This window comes from Ensifer canadensis (assembly GCF_017488845.2).
Classification (GTDB): Bacteria; Pseudomonadota; Alphaproteobacteria; order Rhizobiales; family Rhizobiaceae; genus Ensifer; species Ensifer canadensis.
Window position 1 is genome coordinate 3,303,025 of record NZ_CP083370.1, and the last position, 14,541, is coordinate 3,317,565.

Here is a 14,541-nt window from a genome sequence, read left to right on the forward strand (position 1 = left end):
CATTATTCGATCACAAGAAACCACAGTTTCAAGTCGTAGATACCGACCAACGGCGCTCCATATCTTTGATTGAAAAGGAGAAACTGTAGTTTCTAACCTTTTGGCATGAAACCTGCATTCCTCAATGGCGTTGTTTCGAAGGTGAATTGTGCTGTCCGGCAAGAGCGCCCGTCAGGCGCGAAACGTCCGGCTCATCCGTTTCGGAGCAAGATTCTTGTATGAAACTGTGATTTCTTGATATAGCATCATGAAACTAAGTTTTCACGCCAGTTAAGCCATAAAGGGGAACAAACCATGGCAGCGGAAAATATGGTGCCGTCCGGCAAGTCTTCGCCGGTCATTCGACAATTGGAATCAGCCTTCACCAAGATCGGCGTCACCGGCGCCCACAAACAGATCATCGCCCTGGTTCTGATCGGCTGCCTGTTCGACAGTTTCGAGCAGAACACCATCGGCGTCGCCGGCCCGATCCTCAAGGAACATTGGGGCCTGACCGGCACGGATATCGGCTTCCTCAACACCATCACCTTCGGCAGCGCCGCTCTCGGCCGGTTGCTGTCGGGCATTCTCGGCGATCGCTACGGCCGCCGCGTGATGCTGACGATCAACCTTCTGCTCTTCACCATCGGCTCGGCCGCCTGCGCACTCGCGCCGAATTTCGCAGCGCTGTGCTTTGCCCGCGCCATTGTCGGCTTCGGCGTCGGCGGCGAAATCTCGACCGCGGTGACGATGCTGTCGGAATTCTGCTCGCCGAAATTCCGCGGGACGGCGGCCGGCCTCGTCAATGTTGGCGCCGGCGGCTTCGGCAACTTCCTTGCCCCCGCCTTCGGCCTGTTGATCTTCACGCTCTTTCCCGGTGAAAACAGCTGGCGCTGGCTTTTCGCCTCGCTGGCATTGCCCGCGCTGCTCGTGGTCTTCTATCGCCGGTTTGTGCCGGAGACACCGCGCTTCCTTGCTTCGCAGGGAAAGATCGACGAGGCCAACAAGGTGCTGTCGATTCTGGCCTCCGGATCACTGCGGCCCCGCAATCTGAAGGTTCAGGAATACCTGACCAAGGATCATCTCCAGGACGAAGCACCTGCCAAGAGCGACTGGAAGGAGCTTTTCCGGGCACCGTTCATCGGCAGAACCATTCCCGTCGCAATCGCCATCCTGATGAGCTACGGCGCCCAGCTATCGGTGCTCACATTGATGCCGATCATCTTCGTGTCGATGGGCTACACCCTGCAGGGCAGCCTGCTCTACAGCATGATCATCCAGAGCGGCAGCGTGCTCGGCGCCATCGCCGCCTCGATGTTCGGCTATTATTTCCCGCGCAAGAAAGTGCTGACGTTCGGTGCGGTCTTCGCGTGCCTGGCGGCCATTTCGATCGCCTATCTCGGAACCAACATCTACCTCGTCCTGATGTTTGGAGCGATCTTCCAGTTCTTCGTGCTTTTGCTCAACACCTCGATCTGGATCTACGCGCCGGAGCTCTTCCCGACACGCATTCGCGCCTTCGGCGTAGCACTTATCCTGGCGACAGGGTCGGCCGCGGGCTCCTTCGTGCCAACGATCTCCGGCATGCTGTTCGACACCTATGGCATGGTCGGGGTGTTCGGGCTGGCAGCCGGCATGTACGCAGTCTTCGCATTCTGCATCCAGCTCGGTCCCGAGACCTATGGCATGTCGATGGAAGATCTGGACCAGCCGGCGGACGCCGACCTCGCCAAGGCTGAGCCCAAACAGGTCAATGTCGGCATGGAAGTCAGAACGTGACCGCACATATCCTGTTGATCAACCCGAACAGCTCGCAGGCAACAAGCAGCATGATGCTCGCCATCGCTGAGCGGGCTGTAACCGGACGCACGGCCGTGGCAGTCGCCACGGCCGTGCGGAACCCGCAGATGATCGTCACGCCGCAGCAGCTGACCGCTGCGGCCGGCGAGGTCATCGAGATCGGCGCGGCCCATGGCGCCGGTTGCCTCGGCATCATCGTCAGTGCCTTCGGCGATCCCGGCCTTGCTACCCTCAGGGACCGTGTCGACATCCCCGTCGTCGGCATCTGCGAGGCATCGATGATCGAAGCCGCGCTGAGCGGCCGCAAGTTCGGCGTCGCAACCACGACGCCGGACCTGATCGAGGCCATCGACGACCGCGCCCGCGACCTCGGCCTTGCCGGCCAATATACCGGCATCCGCTGTACGCCCGGCGATCCGCTCGCGCTTGCCGGCGACGAAAAGCTGCTGCGGGAAGCACTCGACGAGGCGGTGCGGCAATGCATCGAGCTTGATGGCGCCGAGGCCGTCATCATCGGCGGCGGCCCGCTCGGCCAGGCGGCCGAACAGTTGCAGCCGCATTTCACCACGCCGATCATCGCCCCCATCCCTTGTGCGGTGGAGCGCGTGCTCGATCTGATGCGGGTCAACGCCTGACCCGCATCAGATCGATATATCGACCGTCAGAACTGGAAAACCGCTTCGCGCTTTTCCTGGTAGTGCTCTAAGCAAACGCCTCGCCCCCCGCTCCTTGCCGGGCGATTGACCTTGTTGACGGCAAGGACTCTGTGATATTTTCGAACATTCTTACATGCAAAACCGAAGCTGGGGCGGAGGTGGCGCTATGAACTATGTTTGTGCTTCGGTCGCCGGGCTAGCGTTTTTCACCTCGGCGGCTTTTGCGGGTCCCTTGCATGACGCGGCAAGAGACGGCGACGTCAAGCGCGTCACGCTGTTGCTGGATCAGGGTACCGACATCACCGAGCCGGATACGGCCGGCGAGCCGGCATTGCTGGTCGCGTCCCTTGCCGGACGGCCGGATGTCGTCGCCCTGCTGCTCGATCGCGGCTGCGACATCGAGATCCGCAACAAGGGCGGGCTGACCGCCCTGCACGCCGCGGCCTATGGCGGCAATCTCGACACCGTCAAGCTGCTGCTCGCCAAGGGCGCCGACGTCAACGACACCAAGAACTTCTACAAGATGTCGCCGCTTCATGCCGCAGCCGAGGAGGGTCACGCCGATGTCGTGGCTGTGCTGCTTACCCAAAAGGCCGAGGTCGAGGCGAAGGAACGCAACGGCTACACGCCACTGACACAGGCCGGCTGGCGCTCGCACTGGGACGCCGCCGAGCTTCTGCTGAAAGCGGGCGCCACCTGCCAGAAGGCCGACCTCGTCGGCGACTGGCTTTATACCGAATGCACGAAGCGGAAGTGACGCCAGAGCGTGCGCCAGCCGCATCCGGAATCGGAGAAGAGGAATGTTTTACAATCGATACGCATGCGCCGTCGGCCTCGCTGCGACGGCGTTTCTGGCACTGTCCGGGCCGATAATGGCGGAAGACCTCGTCAACACCGGCTACTTCGGCGATGTCGCCATCAAGGGCTACGACCCGGTCGCCTATTTCACCGAGAGCAAGGCGCTCGAAGGCTCGCCGCAATTTTCCTACCGCTGGCTCGGAGCGAACTGGCAGTTTGCCAGCGCCGAGAACCGTGAGCTTTTCATCCGCGAACCCACCCGCTACGCCCCGCAATATGGCGGCTACTGCGCCGACGGTGTGTCGTTTGGCACGGTGACCACCAATATCGATCCGAAGGCCTGGCGCATCATCGAGGGCAAGCTGTTCCTGAGCTACGATCCGGGTGCGGCAGAAGGCTTCGAGAAGAACCCGAACAAGCTGGTCGATTCGAAGAAGCACTGGTCTGAAGTGGAGAACACGCTCATTTCGGAAAAGCTCGGCACGACCTGGCAGGCGGCGCGCTGACCGGATAGCGATCACTGCTCGATCGAGAAGAATTTTAGCGCCTGCGGCGTCACGTGGATGAAGTCTGCGCCGCGCTCGCCCTTGGCCGTGTTGCGATAGACATAGCCGCAGACCATGCGGTCGAGGAAATATCCGTCGAATTTCTCGCAGAGCTGGTTGCCCTTCACCTCGGCGCGCCCGGTGATGTTTGTGTTGGCGCTGCGATAGGCGGTGTTGCCGGCCTTATCGAAGAATTGCACGAAGCTCGTGCCATTCTTGTGCTGCCCGGCCCAGGTCTTGTCTTGGGTCAGCGTGCCAAGTTCCGCCGGCCCGAGCCTGTCCGCCGCCGCCCCGACGAAGCCGAAGGGCCACTCCGGAATGCCGGCAGTGCGCAGTCCGTAGAGGTGGCGATTGAGGTCCTCTTCGCGCCAGTAATCATAGAGGTAGCTGTAATAGGTGAGGTTGGTGTCGGGAAAGAGCTGAAGCAGCTTTGCGCCCTCTGCCACCGCGCGCGCCCGATCGCCGCGCTGGGCATAGGCCGAGGCCAGATACTCCCGTGCAGCCTCCGCATTCGGTAGGGCCTCGCCGGCTGCTTCGATCAGCGGGATCGCCCGGTCGGTGTCGCGTGCGGTGTAGTAGACGATGCCCGCCAGCAGCCGGAAACTCGGAGACGGTGACGGATCGAGCCTCAATGCCCGTTCCAGATCGGCGATTGCCTGTTCGTGTTCGCCGGTTTGCGCCAGGATCAGCGCCAGGTTGGCAAAGGCCTCTGGATCGCTCGGCTGCGCCGTGACCGCCCTGGCGGCAGATTCCCGCGCCTCCGTTTCGCGACCGTCGACGAGCTGCAGCAATGCCAGCACTGTGTGCGCGCGCGCATTGTTGGCGTCGAGCTTCAGGGCCTGGCCGGCAGCGTCATAAGCGATCTTGCGGGCAACGGCCGCCGACCAGAGATAATTGTAGTCATTGCGCCAGACGTCGACGGCGACCCGCGCGATCCCCGCATGGGCATCGGCGAAACGCGGATCGAGATCGATCGCCTTCTGATAGAAGGCCAGCGTCTGGCGATAGGTATCGACATCGCTATAGATGAGCCCCTGCTGCTCGGCCCGCATGTAGTAGTCGTAGGCTTCGAGATTGTCGGTCGGGATGCGCGCCAGCTGGTCGCGTTCGCCTTCGCTGAGTTTGACCTCCAGCGCCGCGATGATCTTGCCGATGACGTCGTCCTGGACCGCGAAGAGATCGGCATATTGCCGGTCATAGCGCTCCGCCCAGAGCGATAGACCGCTCATCGCATCGATCAGCTTGACGTTGATGCGCAGCCGCTGGTCGGCCCGTTGCAACGTGCCCTCCAGAATGTAGTGAACGCCAAGCTCCGCTGCCACGTCCTGGATCTTCGAAGCGTTGTCCTTCATCGCGAACACCGAATGGCGAGCGATTACGAACAGGCCGGACACCTTCGAAAGCTCGGTGATCAGGTCGTCGGTCAACCCTTCGGCCAGATGGTCATGATCCCGGTCGCCGCTGACATTGATGAACGGCAGGACTGCGACGGATGGCTGGTCCGGCAGGGGATAGGCAAAGCGCTCGGTCGGCGTCTCCGGCAGGATGAGCGTCCACGGCTGCCACCAGGCGGCGACAAATGCGAGGAGCAACATGAGGGCGCCGGCAATGAGCATGCTCCTTCGCGCAAAATGCTGCTGCGTATCCTTGACGATGGTCTTGCCAGCGTCATCAGGGTCGAGAAGCACGTGATAGACGCGGATCGGTTCGGCCATCCCCCGGACCGTCTGCTCGCCGAGCGAGGCGTAGCCGACACTAAGCTTCAATCGAACCTGGTCGTAGGCCGTACCCGATATCGCGATGCCACCGGGCTCGGCCAGCCCCTGCACCCGATCGGCGGTGTTGACGCCATCGCCGTGAATGTCGTCGCCTTCAACGATGATGTCGCCGAGATTGATGCCGATGCGGAAATCGAGCCGCCGGTCAGTTGTGACCTTGTCGGCCTGTTCGGCCTTGCGCTGTTGGATCTCCACCGCGCAGCGGAGTGCATCGACGACGCTGCGGAATTCCACCAGCAGCCCGTCACCCATGGTCTTGACCAGCCGGCCGTGATGTTCGGCAAACTGCGGCTCCAGAATGTCATGCAGGTCGCTCTGGAAATTGGCGCGCGTTCCCTCCTCGTCGAGCCGGCTCAGGCGACTGTATCCGGCGACGTCGGCGATCAGGACGGCTGCGAGGCGGCGCTCCATCGACGGTCTCTTCACGTGCGATGTATTCCAGCGACGATGTTACCGCAGGTCGTCAGGCGCCGCCATCGCGTCGGCAGCGAACGGCACCAGCACCGTAGTAACTGTTACGTACTTGCGGTTTTCCGCCCATCGCGCACCATCGAAGCATTGCTGGCCCCGCACGGCTTTGCGCATGCCGTCGGATTGTCCTTCGGTTATCTGCTTTGCGCGCTCATCCGGAGGATTTTGCCATGATTAAACGACGGACCATTCTGATGTACGGCGCGCTTGCTACCGCGCTTCCCCATGTGACAGCCTTGCCGTCCTTCGCCGCAGATGCGGCCCTCACGCCTGATGACGCGCGGGCGATCGCCAAGGAGGCAACGATCTACGGATTTCCGCTGGTCGACAATTACCGCGTGCAACATTCCTATTTCGTCGACGCCGGCGGGCCGGAGTTCAAGGCGCCGTGGAACACGCTGTTCAACAATGCCCGGGTCTATACGCCGGACGACAAGGCGATCCAGACGCCGAATTCAGACACGCCCTACTCCTATGTCGGCGCGGATCTCAGGGCCGAACCGTTGGTGTTCACCGTGCCGGCAATCGAGAAGGAACGGTACTACTCGCTTCAGTTCATCGAACAGTACACCTTCAACTTCGCCTATGTCGGCAGCCGCGCGACAGGCAACGATGCCGGCAGCTACCTGCTTGCCGGGCCGAACTGGAAGGGCGAAACCCCTCCCGGCATCAAGGACGTCATCCGCTCGGAAACGGAGTTTGCCTTCGTGCTCTACCGCACGCAGCTCTTCAATCCTGGCGATATCGAGAACGTCAAGAAGATCCAGGCCGGCTACAAGGTCGAGCCCTTGTCGGCATTTCTCGGAAAGCCGGCGCCTGCGCCCGCCCCCGCCGTCGACTTCTTCACGCCGCTCAGTGCGGAGGAGGAAAAGACGTCGCCCGAGGTCTTCAGCGAACTCAACTTCATTCTGCAGTTCTGCCCGACCGATCCTTCGGAAAAGGAGCTGATGGCACGCTTTTCCGAGCTCAACATCGGTGCTGGCAAGACATTCGACTTCACGGCCTTCCCGCCGGATATCCAGAAGGCGATCACCGACGGCATGGCCGACGGCTGGGCGGCCTTTAAGGAACACAAGGAAACCATGATCGATACCGGCAAGCTCTCGAGCGCCGACTGCTTCGGAACCCGAGCCTTCCTGAAGAACGACTACATGCAGCGCATGTCCGGTGCTGTGCTCGGCATCTACGGCAACTCCAAGGAAGAGGCGATCTATCCTGCCTATTTCATCGACGATCAGAAGCAACCGCTCTCCGGCGCGAGCAAATATGCGTTGCGCTTCGAACACGGCCAACTGCCCCCCGTCAATGCCTTCTGGTCGCTGACGCTCTACGAACTGCCGGCAAGCCTGCTCTACGCCAATCCGCTCAACCGTTATCTCATCAATTCGCCGATGCTCCCGAGCCTGAAGCAGGATGCCGACGGCGGCCTGACGCTTCATGTCCAGAACGAGAGCCCAGGCGCAGATCGGGAGAGCAATTGGCTACCGGCTCCCAAGGGCCCGTTCTTCGTGGTGATGCGCCTCTACTGGCCAAAACCCGATGCCCTCGACGGCAAATGGAAAGCCCCGCCACTGAAATCTGCGACATGAGCAGAGAGGATGACCAGCATGAATACATTTCGAACCACTGTTGCTCTCGCGGCGACCCTTGCCTTGATCGGCATCCTGCCGGCCACCGCCGCAGATCCTGTAATCGTCGGAGTCGACAATTTCATCCGCGCCGAGAGCGACATGTATGCCGCGGCCATGGTCAAGGACGGGGCGCTGGGCAAGTTCCTGCACCGCCGCGAGCCCGCCTCGATCGACAACCAGACGGTCATACGCCTCAACCGCGACACGCTCTATTCCTCGGCGGTGTTCGACCTTGATGCCGGTCCTGTCACCATCACGCTGCCCGATGCAGGAAAGCGCTTCATGTCGATGCAGGTGATCAACGAGGATCACTACGTGCCCGAGGTCGTCTACGATGCCGGAGAGCACACGCTGACGAAGGAGGGTGTCGGCACGCGCTATGTCGTCGTGGCAATTCGCACGCTCGTCGACCCGGCCGACGCCAAGGATATCGAAGCGGTCCATGCCTTGCAGGACGCGATCAAGGCCAGTCAGGCGAAGAGCGGCAGCTTCGAGGTCCCCGCCTGGGATCCGGCGAGCCAGAAGACGGTGCGCGAGGCATTGCTCGTGCTCGGCGCGACGATGCCCGACTTCAAGAAAGCCTTCGGGACCAAGGAGCAAGTCGATCCCGTTCGCCATCTGATCGGCACGGCGTCGGGCTGGGGCGGGAATCCGGATAAGGATGCGGTTTATCTCAACATCACGCCGACCAAAAATGACGGCGCGACTGTGTACAAGCTCGATGTGAAAGACGTGCCCGTCGACGCATTCTGGTCGGTGAGCGTCTACAATGCTGCCGGGTATTTCGAGAAGAACAAGTATGATGCCTACACGGTCAACGATATCACCGCGAAGAAGGGCGATGATGGCACGGTGGCGATCCAGTTCGGCGGTTGCGACGGCAAGATCGCCAACTGCCTGCCGACAACCAAGGGCTGGAACTACGCGGTGCGTCTCTATCGGCCGCGGCAGGAAATACTGGATGGAAAGTGGCAGTTTCCTGAGCCGAGCGCGGTCAACTAGCCCGGCGTTGGAACCAACTGCACAAACATTGCCTAGCCGCGCGTCGAGTGGGATGCGCGGCGGGCGGACGATCTATCAAGGAGGTTATGTCGGGCTTGGTTGGCAGAACATTGCCGGGCAATGGCTGCGCCCGGCCGATGAGCGCAATCAGGCGCTCGTGCGCTTGCGTGCCGGCTGGCGCTTGGGCGCCGGGGCCACGGGTTCGGCGTCAGCCTCCTGCAACAACCGCTGAGCCTTGAGCTTTTCGGTCTTCTTCTCGCGCGCCAGCTTTTCCGCCGCAACGATACCGCGGGCCGTATGGTCGGTCGCCGCAGCCTTGTCGGCTGCCGACAAACGCTCAGGCTTGAAAAGATCTTTCTTCGTCGACGTCATGCGTACCTCCTCGCTCGGGCGTGGACCGATGCCGAAATCGGCATCGGTACCTCAGATTTAGCGGGTGCGGACAGCCTTCTTCGGTGCCGGCAGCAGGCCTTCGCGCTGAAGCTTCTTGCGCGCGAGCTTGCGCTGGCGACGAACGGCTTCGGCCTTTTCGCGAACGCGCTTTTCCGACGGCTTTTCATAGGCGCTGCGCGCCTTGAATTCGCGGAACAGTCCCTCGCGCTGCATTTTCTTCTTCAGAATGCGGAGTGCCTGGTCGACGTTGTTGTCTCTGACGAGTACCTGCAAGATGTATCCTTCCCTTTGGTTGGGGCCGCACATCGGCGGACCGAGATTGCTGTAGCTATCTTCCGATCCGGATGCGCGACGGTTTCAGCCAGGGTTCACCCTTGGCAATGATGCGCGACGGTCCCTCTTCGATGGGAGAGGCCGCCTCAGTGGTCTCGACGTCGCTTGCAACGATGCGACGTTCGAAGTTCTCGCCGTCGAAACGGACGCGATATTGGGTCTCGCCGTGGTCGGCGGGCAGAACACCGATGATCCGGCACGTCCTGACGGCGGGTGCCAGCTTGGTGAAATCGGCCCTTACGGTCACCGTGTCGCCAACGGCACAAATTCTGCGGGTCATGATAGTTTCCTTCCCCGGAATGTGCAGGGTCCGGACGCAAAAAGGCCGGGCTTCACCCGACCTCTTCCCGTCAATCAAACGTCCCCAGCCAGTACATCCGTGGTCGGGGGAGGCAGATGACGATTCATTCCGCCCGGAGATTGTCGGCAGAGTTCTTGCCGGTCTTGCGGTCGCGGACGATGTCGTAGGTGACCTTCTGGCCTTCCGCCAGCGAGCCCATGCCTGCACGCTCTACAGCGGAAACATGAACAAACACGTCGGTCGTACCGTCATCCGGCTGGATGAAGCCAAAACCCTTGGTGCCATTGAACCACTTTACAGTGCCTGAATTCATAACGATCTCCTTTCAATCGTTGATTTCGCTCGACGGGTATTCGCCGAGCCGTGTCGATGTTGAGAGGAAATCTGACAACGCTTTTCAGCGCTTTGACAAAGGTCGCAAGCAATATTCGATTGCACCCATATAATTCTTTTTTCGGGATTTTCAATGTTTCATTTGGAATACGGCCCGAAATGCAGCGGCACTGCCGAAAAACAACGTTGAATCACGTTCGTTTCGATTGGAATCCTTTCGGAATTTCCATCCCATTATTTTTGGGCGCCTCAAGAAATATATTGGCGCTACCGACCATAAACGACGAATACAGAGCAATAGCCCAGTTCAGGAAAGCATAGAGGCTTCAAGAAATCGGCAAGTGCCGGCATCGCCAAGCGCTCGGCGCAGTTTCATCTTGGATTGAGGCAAGTGGGAAAGACGGTTTCGCCGCATGGCCGGCCTTGCAGACCGCCTCGCTTCAAGCGCGAGACTGACGGGCATGATTGCCCGCCAGCACTATTGTTGGATTCCCGAGATTACTCGGCTGCCTCTGCTTCGGGCATCGGCACGTAGTTGAGGATCGGGGACAGCCAGCGTTCGACCTCGCGCACCGGCATACGCTTGCGCCCCGCATAATCCTCCACCTGATCCCGCTCGACCTTGGCGACACCGAAATAATAGGCCTCGGGATGGCCGACATAGAGACCGGAGACGGACGAACCGGGCCACATCGCAAAGCTCTCGGTCAAGGTCACGCCGATCGCCTTTTCGGCGTCGAGCAACCGGAACAGCGTTTCCTTTTCCGTATGGTCGGGCTGAGCCGGATAGCCAGGTGCCGGGCGAATACCGGCATAGGGCTCACCGACCAGGTCCTGCGGCGAGAATGTCTCGTCCGCAGCATAACCCCAGAGTTCCTTGCGCACGTATTCATGCATGCGCTCGGCAAAGGCTTCGGCGAACCGGTCGGCCAGTGCTTTGACCATGATCGACGAATAGTCGTCGTTGGCGCGCTCGAAGCGCTCGGCGATCGCCACTTCCTCGATACCGGCCGTGACGACGAAGCCGCCGAGATAATCTCTGCTGCCGCTGTCGACAGGTGCGACGAAATCCGACAGCGCCACGTTCGGTCGCCCGTCGCGCTTGCTCAGCTGCTGACGCAGCGTGAAGAAGGTGCCGAGCGTCTCGCCGCGCGTTTCCTCGGTAAACAGCCGGATGTCGTCGCCGACGGTTCCGGCCGGCCAGAAGCCGACGACCGCCTTCGGGGCAAACCATTTCTCGGCGATGATCTTGGCAAGCATGGCCTGCGCATCCTCGAACAGCTGACGTGCGGCCTGCCCTTGCTTCTCGTCATCGAGGATTTTGGGATAGACGCCCTTCAGTTCCCAGGTCTGGAAGAACGGCGTCCAGTCGATGTAGCGCGCCAGCTCGTCCAGCTCCCACCCCTGAAACACCCGCGTACCGAGAAACGAGGGAGCCTTGGCCTGATAGCCGCTCCAGTCGATCTTGTGAGCATTGGCGCGCGCCTGCGATAGCGGCAGGCGGCGCTTTTCCGCCTCGTTGCGAGCATGGGCGTCGGCAACCTTGCGATATTCAGCGCGGATCGTCTCGACGTAAGAGCCCTTGGCTTCCGACGACAACAGGCTGGAGACGACCCCGACCGCACGGCTCGCATCGGTGACGTAGACCGTCTGGCCGCGGTCGTAGCGCGGATTGATCTTGACCGCCGTATGCACCCGGCTCGTCGTCGCGCCGCCGATCAACAGCGGGATATCAAAACCTTCGCGCTCGAGCTCCGAGGCAACATGCACCATCTCGTCGAGCGATGGCGTGATCAGGCCGGAAAGGCCGATGATGTCGACCTTCTGCGCCTTGGCCACCTCGAGGATCTTGGCGGATGGCACCATGACGCCGAGATCGATGATCTCGTAATTGTTGCAGGCAAGCACGACGCCGACGATGTTCTTGCCGATGTCGTGCACGTCGCCCTTGACCGTCGCCATCAGGATCTTGCCGGCGCTCTGGCGCTCGCCTTCGCCACCGGCGGCCAGCCGCTCGGCTTCCATGTGCGGAAGCAGAACGGCAACCGCCTGCTTCATCACGCGCGCCGATTTCACCACCTGCGGCAGGAACATCTTGCCCGAGCCGAAAAGATCGCCGACGACATTCATGCCGGCCATCAACGGACCTTCGATGACATGCAGCGGCCGGGCGCTCGAAAGCCGCGCCTCGTCGGTATCGGCCTCGATATATTCGGTGATGCCGTTGACCAGCGCGTGCTCGAGTCGCTTTTCGACCGGCCATTCACGCCAGGAAAGATCTTTCTCCTTGGCCTGGGCGCCGCCCTGTCCGCGATAGCGCTCGGCAATCTCCAGCATGCGTTCGGTCGAATCGGCGCGGCGGTTCAGGACCACGTCTTCGCAGGCCTCGCGCAGCTCGGCATCGATGCCGTCATAGACGGCAAGCTGGCCGGCATTGACGATGCCCATGTCCATGCCCGCCTGGATGGCATGGTAGAGGAACACGGCGTGCATCGCCTCGCGCACCGGTTCGTTGCCGCGGAAGGAGAACGACAGGTTGGAGACCCCGCCGGAGATGTGCACATGCGGCAGCGTCGCAATGATTTCGCGCGTTGCTTCGATGAAGTCGACGCCGTAGTTGTTGTGTTCCTCGATGCCGGTCGCGACGGCAAAGATGTTCGGGTCGAAGATGATGTCTTCGGGCGGGAAGCCGGCTTCTTCGGTCAGCAGTTTGTAGGCGCGGGTGCAGATCTCGACCTTGCGCGCCTTGGTATCTGCCTGCCCAACCTCGTCGAAGGCCATGATGACGACGGCAGCGCCATAGGCGCGGCAAAGCCTGGCGTGATGCAGAAACGCCTCTTCGCCTTCCTTCATCGAGATCGAGTTGACCAGCGGCTTGCCCTGGACACATTTCAATCCGGCCTCGATCACCTCCCACTTCGACGAATCGATCATGACGGGCACGCGGGCGATATCAGGTTCGGAAGCGATAAGGTTGAGGAACTCGACCATCGCCTGCTTCGAATCGATCAGGCCCTCGTCCATGTTGATGTCGATGATCTGCGCGCCGTTGGCGACCTGATCGCGGGCGACATCGAGCGCTGCGGAATAGTCGCCGGCGGTGATCAGCTTGCGGAACTTGGCCGAGCCGGTGACGTTGGTGCGCTCGCCGACATTGACGAAGGGAATGTCTGAGGTGAGCGTGAAGGGCTCGAGGCCCGAGAGCCGCATCAGCGGCGCGACATCGGGGATCAGGCGTGGCGGGTGTTTGGCAACCGCCTTGGCGATCGCGCTGATATGGGCGGGCGTCGAGCCGCAGCAGCCGCCGACGATGTTGAGGAGACCGTCGCGGGCAAAGGCTTCGACCTGGGCTGCCATCTGGTCCGGGGTCTCGTCATATCGCCCGAATTCGTTTGGCAGGCCGGCGTTCGGATAGGCGCAGACGAAGGTGTCGGCGACACTCGAAAGTTCGTCGATGTGCGCGCGCATGGCATTGGCGCCGAGCGCACAGTTGAGCCCGATGGTGAAAGGCTCGGCATGGCGCACGGAATGCCAGAACGCCGTCGGCGTCTGGCCCGACAGCGTACGGCCGGAAAGATCGGTGATCGTGCCGGAGATCATCACCGGCAGTTCGATACCCTTCTCTGCGAACACTTCCTTGGTGGCGAAGATCGCCGCCTTGGCGTTGAGCGTATCGAAGATCGTCTCGATCAGGATGATATCGGCGCCGCCGTCGATCAGGCCGCGGATCTGTTCGGCATAGGCGATCCTGAGATCGTCGAAGGTCACCGCCCGGTAGCCCGGATTGTTGACGTCAGGCGAAATCGACGCGGTCCTATTCGTCGGGCCGAGCGCTCCGGCGACGAACCGGCGACGGCCGTCATGCGCTTCGGCGCGCCTTGCCGCCCGGCGCGCCAGGCGGGCGCCGTCACGATTGAGGTCGTAGACCATGTCTTCCATGCCGTAGTCGGCCTGGGCAATGCGGGTCGAGGAGAACGTGTTCGTTTCCAGGATGTCGGCGCCGGCGATGGCGTAGGAATAGTGGATGTCCTCGATCGCCTTCGGCTGCGTCAGGGTCAACAGGTCGTTGTTGCCCTGCTGATGGCAGGCACAACCGCCGAAGCGATCGCCACGGAAGTGATCCTCGACGAAACCCAGCTGCTGGATTTCCGTGCCCATTGCACCATCCATGATCAGGATGCGCTCGCTGGCCGCCTGCTTCAGCGCCCGCATGACTTCGGAGCCATCCGGCTTGGAGGAAAGGTCGCCGAAAAGGGCGTCGATGGCGGACATGGGAAATCTCCCGTTCTGAAAACGACAAGCAATAGTCAAGTCAATCACATAAAGACATCTTTATGTCAACATATGAACGGATTTAATTTGCCGCAATGACGTTGGCTTGGTAGCCTTGGCGCATGCGGTTTCAGTCTGCGCACAGGAGCGACAGAAAGGCGATTCCGCCTTTTGGGTGAACGCCACGGCAAAGAAAATGGCCCGCCGCGACCGCTGCGAGCCATGCGAATGCCATCAGAAGACAAACTC

The 14,541-nt window shown here is 61.2% G+C and carries 13 protein-coding genes; 6 read left to right on the forward strand and 7 right to left on the reverse strand.

The genetic code is table 11. The features are described from left to right. Nucleotides 1–294 precede the first annotated feature (294 nt). From J3R84_RS16085 to J3R84_RS16100, 4 genes are all read left to right on the forward strand, one after another. Nucleotides 295–1,758 carry an MFS transporter gene (locus J3R84_RS16085; protein WP_057210807.1) on the forward strand — a complete coding sequence of 488 codons (1,464 nt, stop codon included), beginning with the start codon at nucleotides 295–297 and terminating at the stop codon, nucleotides 1,756–1,758. Beyond that, the gene (locus tag J3R84_RS16090; RefSeq protein WP_057210809.1) at nucleotides 1,755–2,414 is read left to right on the forward strand and encodes an aspartate/glutamate racemase family protein; all 660 of its coding nucleotides are present in this window, start codon (nucleotides 1,755–1,757) and stop codon (nucleotides 2,412–2,414) included. Before J3R84_RS16085 ends, J3R84_RS16090 begins: the two co-directional genes overlap by 4 nt. Nucleotides 2,415–2,601: 187 nt before the next feature. After that, nucleotides 2,602–3,192 carry an ankyrin repeat domain-containing protein gene (locus tag J3R84_RS16095; protein ID WP_025424990.1) on the forward strand — a complete coding sequence of 197 codons (591 nt, stop codon included), beginning with the start codon at nucleotides 2,602–2,604 and terminating at the stop codon, nucleotides 3,190–3,192. Between the two features lie 115 nt (nucleotides 3,193–3,307). Further along, entirely contained in the window at nucleotides 3,308–3,739 is a 432-nt protein-coding gene (locus tag J3R84_RS16100) for a YHS domain-containing (seleno)protein (RefSeq protein WP_107027573.1), read from the forward strand. 11 nt (nucleotides 3,740–3,750) lie between these two features. Here J3R84_RS16100 and J3R84_RS16105 read toward each other — a convergent pair whose 3' ends face one another. Continuing rightward, entirely contained in the window at nucleotides 3,751–5,967 is a 2,217-nt protein-coding gene (locus tag J3R84_RS16105) for an adenylate/guanylate cyclase domain-containing protein (protein ID WP_025424992.1), read from the reverse strand. A 39-nt stretch (nucleotides 5,968–6,006) separates the two neighbouring features. Further along, on the reverse strand, nucleotides 6,007–6,141 hold the full coding sequence (locus J3R84_RS38485; protein WP_255569867.1) for a hypothetical protein: 135 nt from the start codon (nucleotides 6,139–6,141) through the stop codon (nucleotides 6,007–6,009). A gap of 80 nt (nucleotides 6,142–6,221) precedes the next feature. Between J3R84_RS38485 and J3R84_RS16110 the strand changes: the two genes are divergently transcribed. Both J3R84_RS16110 and J3R84_RS16115 read left to right on the forward strand, forming a co-directional pair. Beyond that, the gene (locus J3R84_RS16110) at nucleotides 6,222–7,616 is read left to right on the forward strand and encodes a DUF1254 domain-containing protein (RefSeq protein ID WP_057210812.1); all 1,395 of its coding nucleotides are present in this window, start codon (nucleotides 6,222–6,224) and stop codon (nucleotides 7,614–7,616) included. Nucleotides 7,617–7,634: 18 nt separating this feature from the next. Next, a complete protein-coding gene (locus J3R84_RS16115; RefSeq protein ID WP_025424994.1) occupies nucleotides 7,635–8,660 on the forward strand; it encodes a DUF1254 domain-containing protein in 1,026 nt (341 codons plus the stop codon). Nucleotides 8,661–8,807: 147 nt separating this feature from the next. Here J3R84_RS16115 and J3R84_RS16120 read toward each other — a convergent pair whose 3' ends face one another. The 5 genes from J3R84_RS16120 to metH form a co-directional block, all read right to left on the reverse strand. Further along, nucleotides 8,808–9,032 carry a hypothetical protein gene (locus tag J3R84_RS16120; RefSeq protein WP_025424995.1) on the reverse strand — a complete coding sequence of 75 codons (225 nt, stop codon included), beginning with the start codon at nucleotides 9,030–9,032 and terminating at the stop codon, nucleotides 8,808–8,810. Between the two features lie 57 nt (nucleotides 9,033–9,089). Continuing rightward, nucleotides 9,090–9,326, reverse strand: a complete 237-nt coding sequence (gene rpsU, locus J3R84_RS16125; RefSeq protein ID WP_025424996.1) for a 30S ribosomal protein S21 — start codon at nucleotides 9,324–9,326, stop codon at nucleotides 9,090–9,092. 55 nt (nucleotides 9,327–9,381) lie between these two features. Further along, nucleotides 9,382–9,666: a hypothetical protein gene (locus J3R84_RS16130; protein WP_025424997.1), complete on the reverse strand. Its 285-nt coding sequence runs from the start codon at nucleotides 9,664–9,666 to the stop codon at nucleotides 9,382–9,384. 124 nt (nucleotides 9,667–9,790) lie between these two features. After that, complete coding sequence (locus J3R84_RS16135) at nucleotides 9,791–10,000, reverse strand: cold-shock protein (protein WP_025424998.1); 210 nt, start codon at nucleotides 9,998–10,000, stop codon at nucleotides 9,791–9,793. A 518-nt stretch (nucleotides 10,001–10,518) separates the two neighbouring features. Next, on the reverse strand, nucleotides 10,519–14,292 hold the full coding sequence (gene metH, locus J3R84_RS16140; protein ID WP_025424999.1) for a methionine synthase: 3,774 nt from the start codon (nucleotides 14,290–14,292) through the stop codon (nucleotides 10,519–10,521). Between the last annotated feature and the right edge of the window lie 249 nt (nucleotides 14,293–14,541).

Excerpts from the sequence above, each read along its gene's own strand:
- J3R84_RS16105 (WP_025424992.1), bottom strand. The coding sequence starts at position 5,967 with ATGGAGCGCCGCCTCGCAGCCGTCCTGATCGCCGACGTCGCCGGATAC.
- metH (WP_025424999.1), bottom strand. The coding sequence starts at position 14,292 with ATGTCCGCCATCGACGCCCTTTTCGGCGACCTTTCCTCCAAGCCGGAT.
- J3R84_RS16085 (WP_057210807.1), top strand. The coding sequence starts at position 295 with ATGGCAGCGGAAAATATGGTGCCGTCCGGCAAGTCTTCGCCGGTCATT.
- J3R84_RS16115 (WP_025424994.1), top strand. The coding sequence starts at position 7,635 with ATGAATACATTTCGAACCACTGTTGCTCTCGCGGCGACCCTTGCCTTG.
- J3R84_RS16120 (WP_025424995.1), bottom strand. The coding sequence starts at position 9,032 with ATGACGTCGACGAAGAAAGATCTTTTCAAGCCTGAGCGTTTGTCGGCA.
- J3R84_RS16095 (WP_025424990.1), top strand. The coding sequence starts at position 2,602 with ATGAACTATGTTTGTGCTTCGGTCGCCGGGCTAGCGTTTTTCACCTCG.
- J3R84_RS16130 (WP_025424997.1), bottom strand. The coding sequence starts at position 9,666 with ATGACCCGCAGAATTTGTGCCGTTGGCGACACGGTGACCGTAAGGGCC.
- J3R84_RS16110 (WP_057210812.1), top strand. The coding sequence starts at position 6,222 with ATGTACGGCGCGCTTGCTACCGCGCTTCCCCATGTGACAGCCTTGCCG.
- J3R84_RS16100 (WP_107027573.1), top strand. The coding sequence starts at position 3,308 with ATGGCGGAAGACCTCGTCAACACCGGCTACTTCGGCGATGTCGCCATC.
- J3R84_RS16135 (WP_025424998.1), bottom strand. The coding sequence starts at position 10,000 with ATGAATTCAGGCACTGTAAAGTGGTTCAATGGCACCAAGGGTTTTGGC.
- J3R84_RS38485 (WP_255569867.1), bottom strand. The coding sequence starts at position 6,141 with ATGCGCAAAGCCGTGCGGGGCCAGCAATGCTTCGATGGTGCGCGATGG.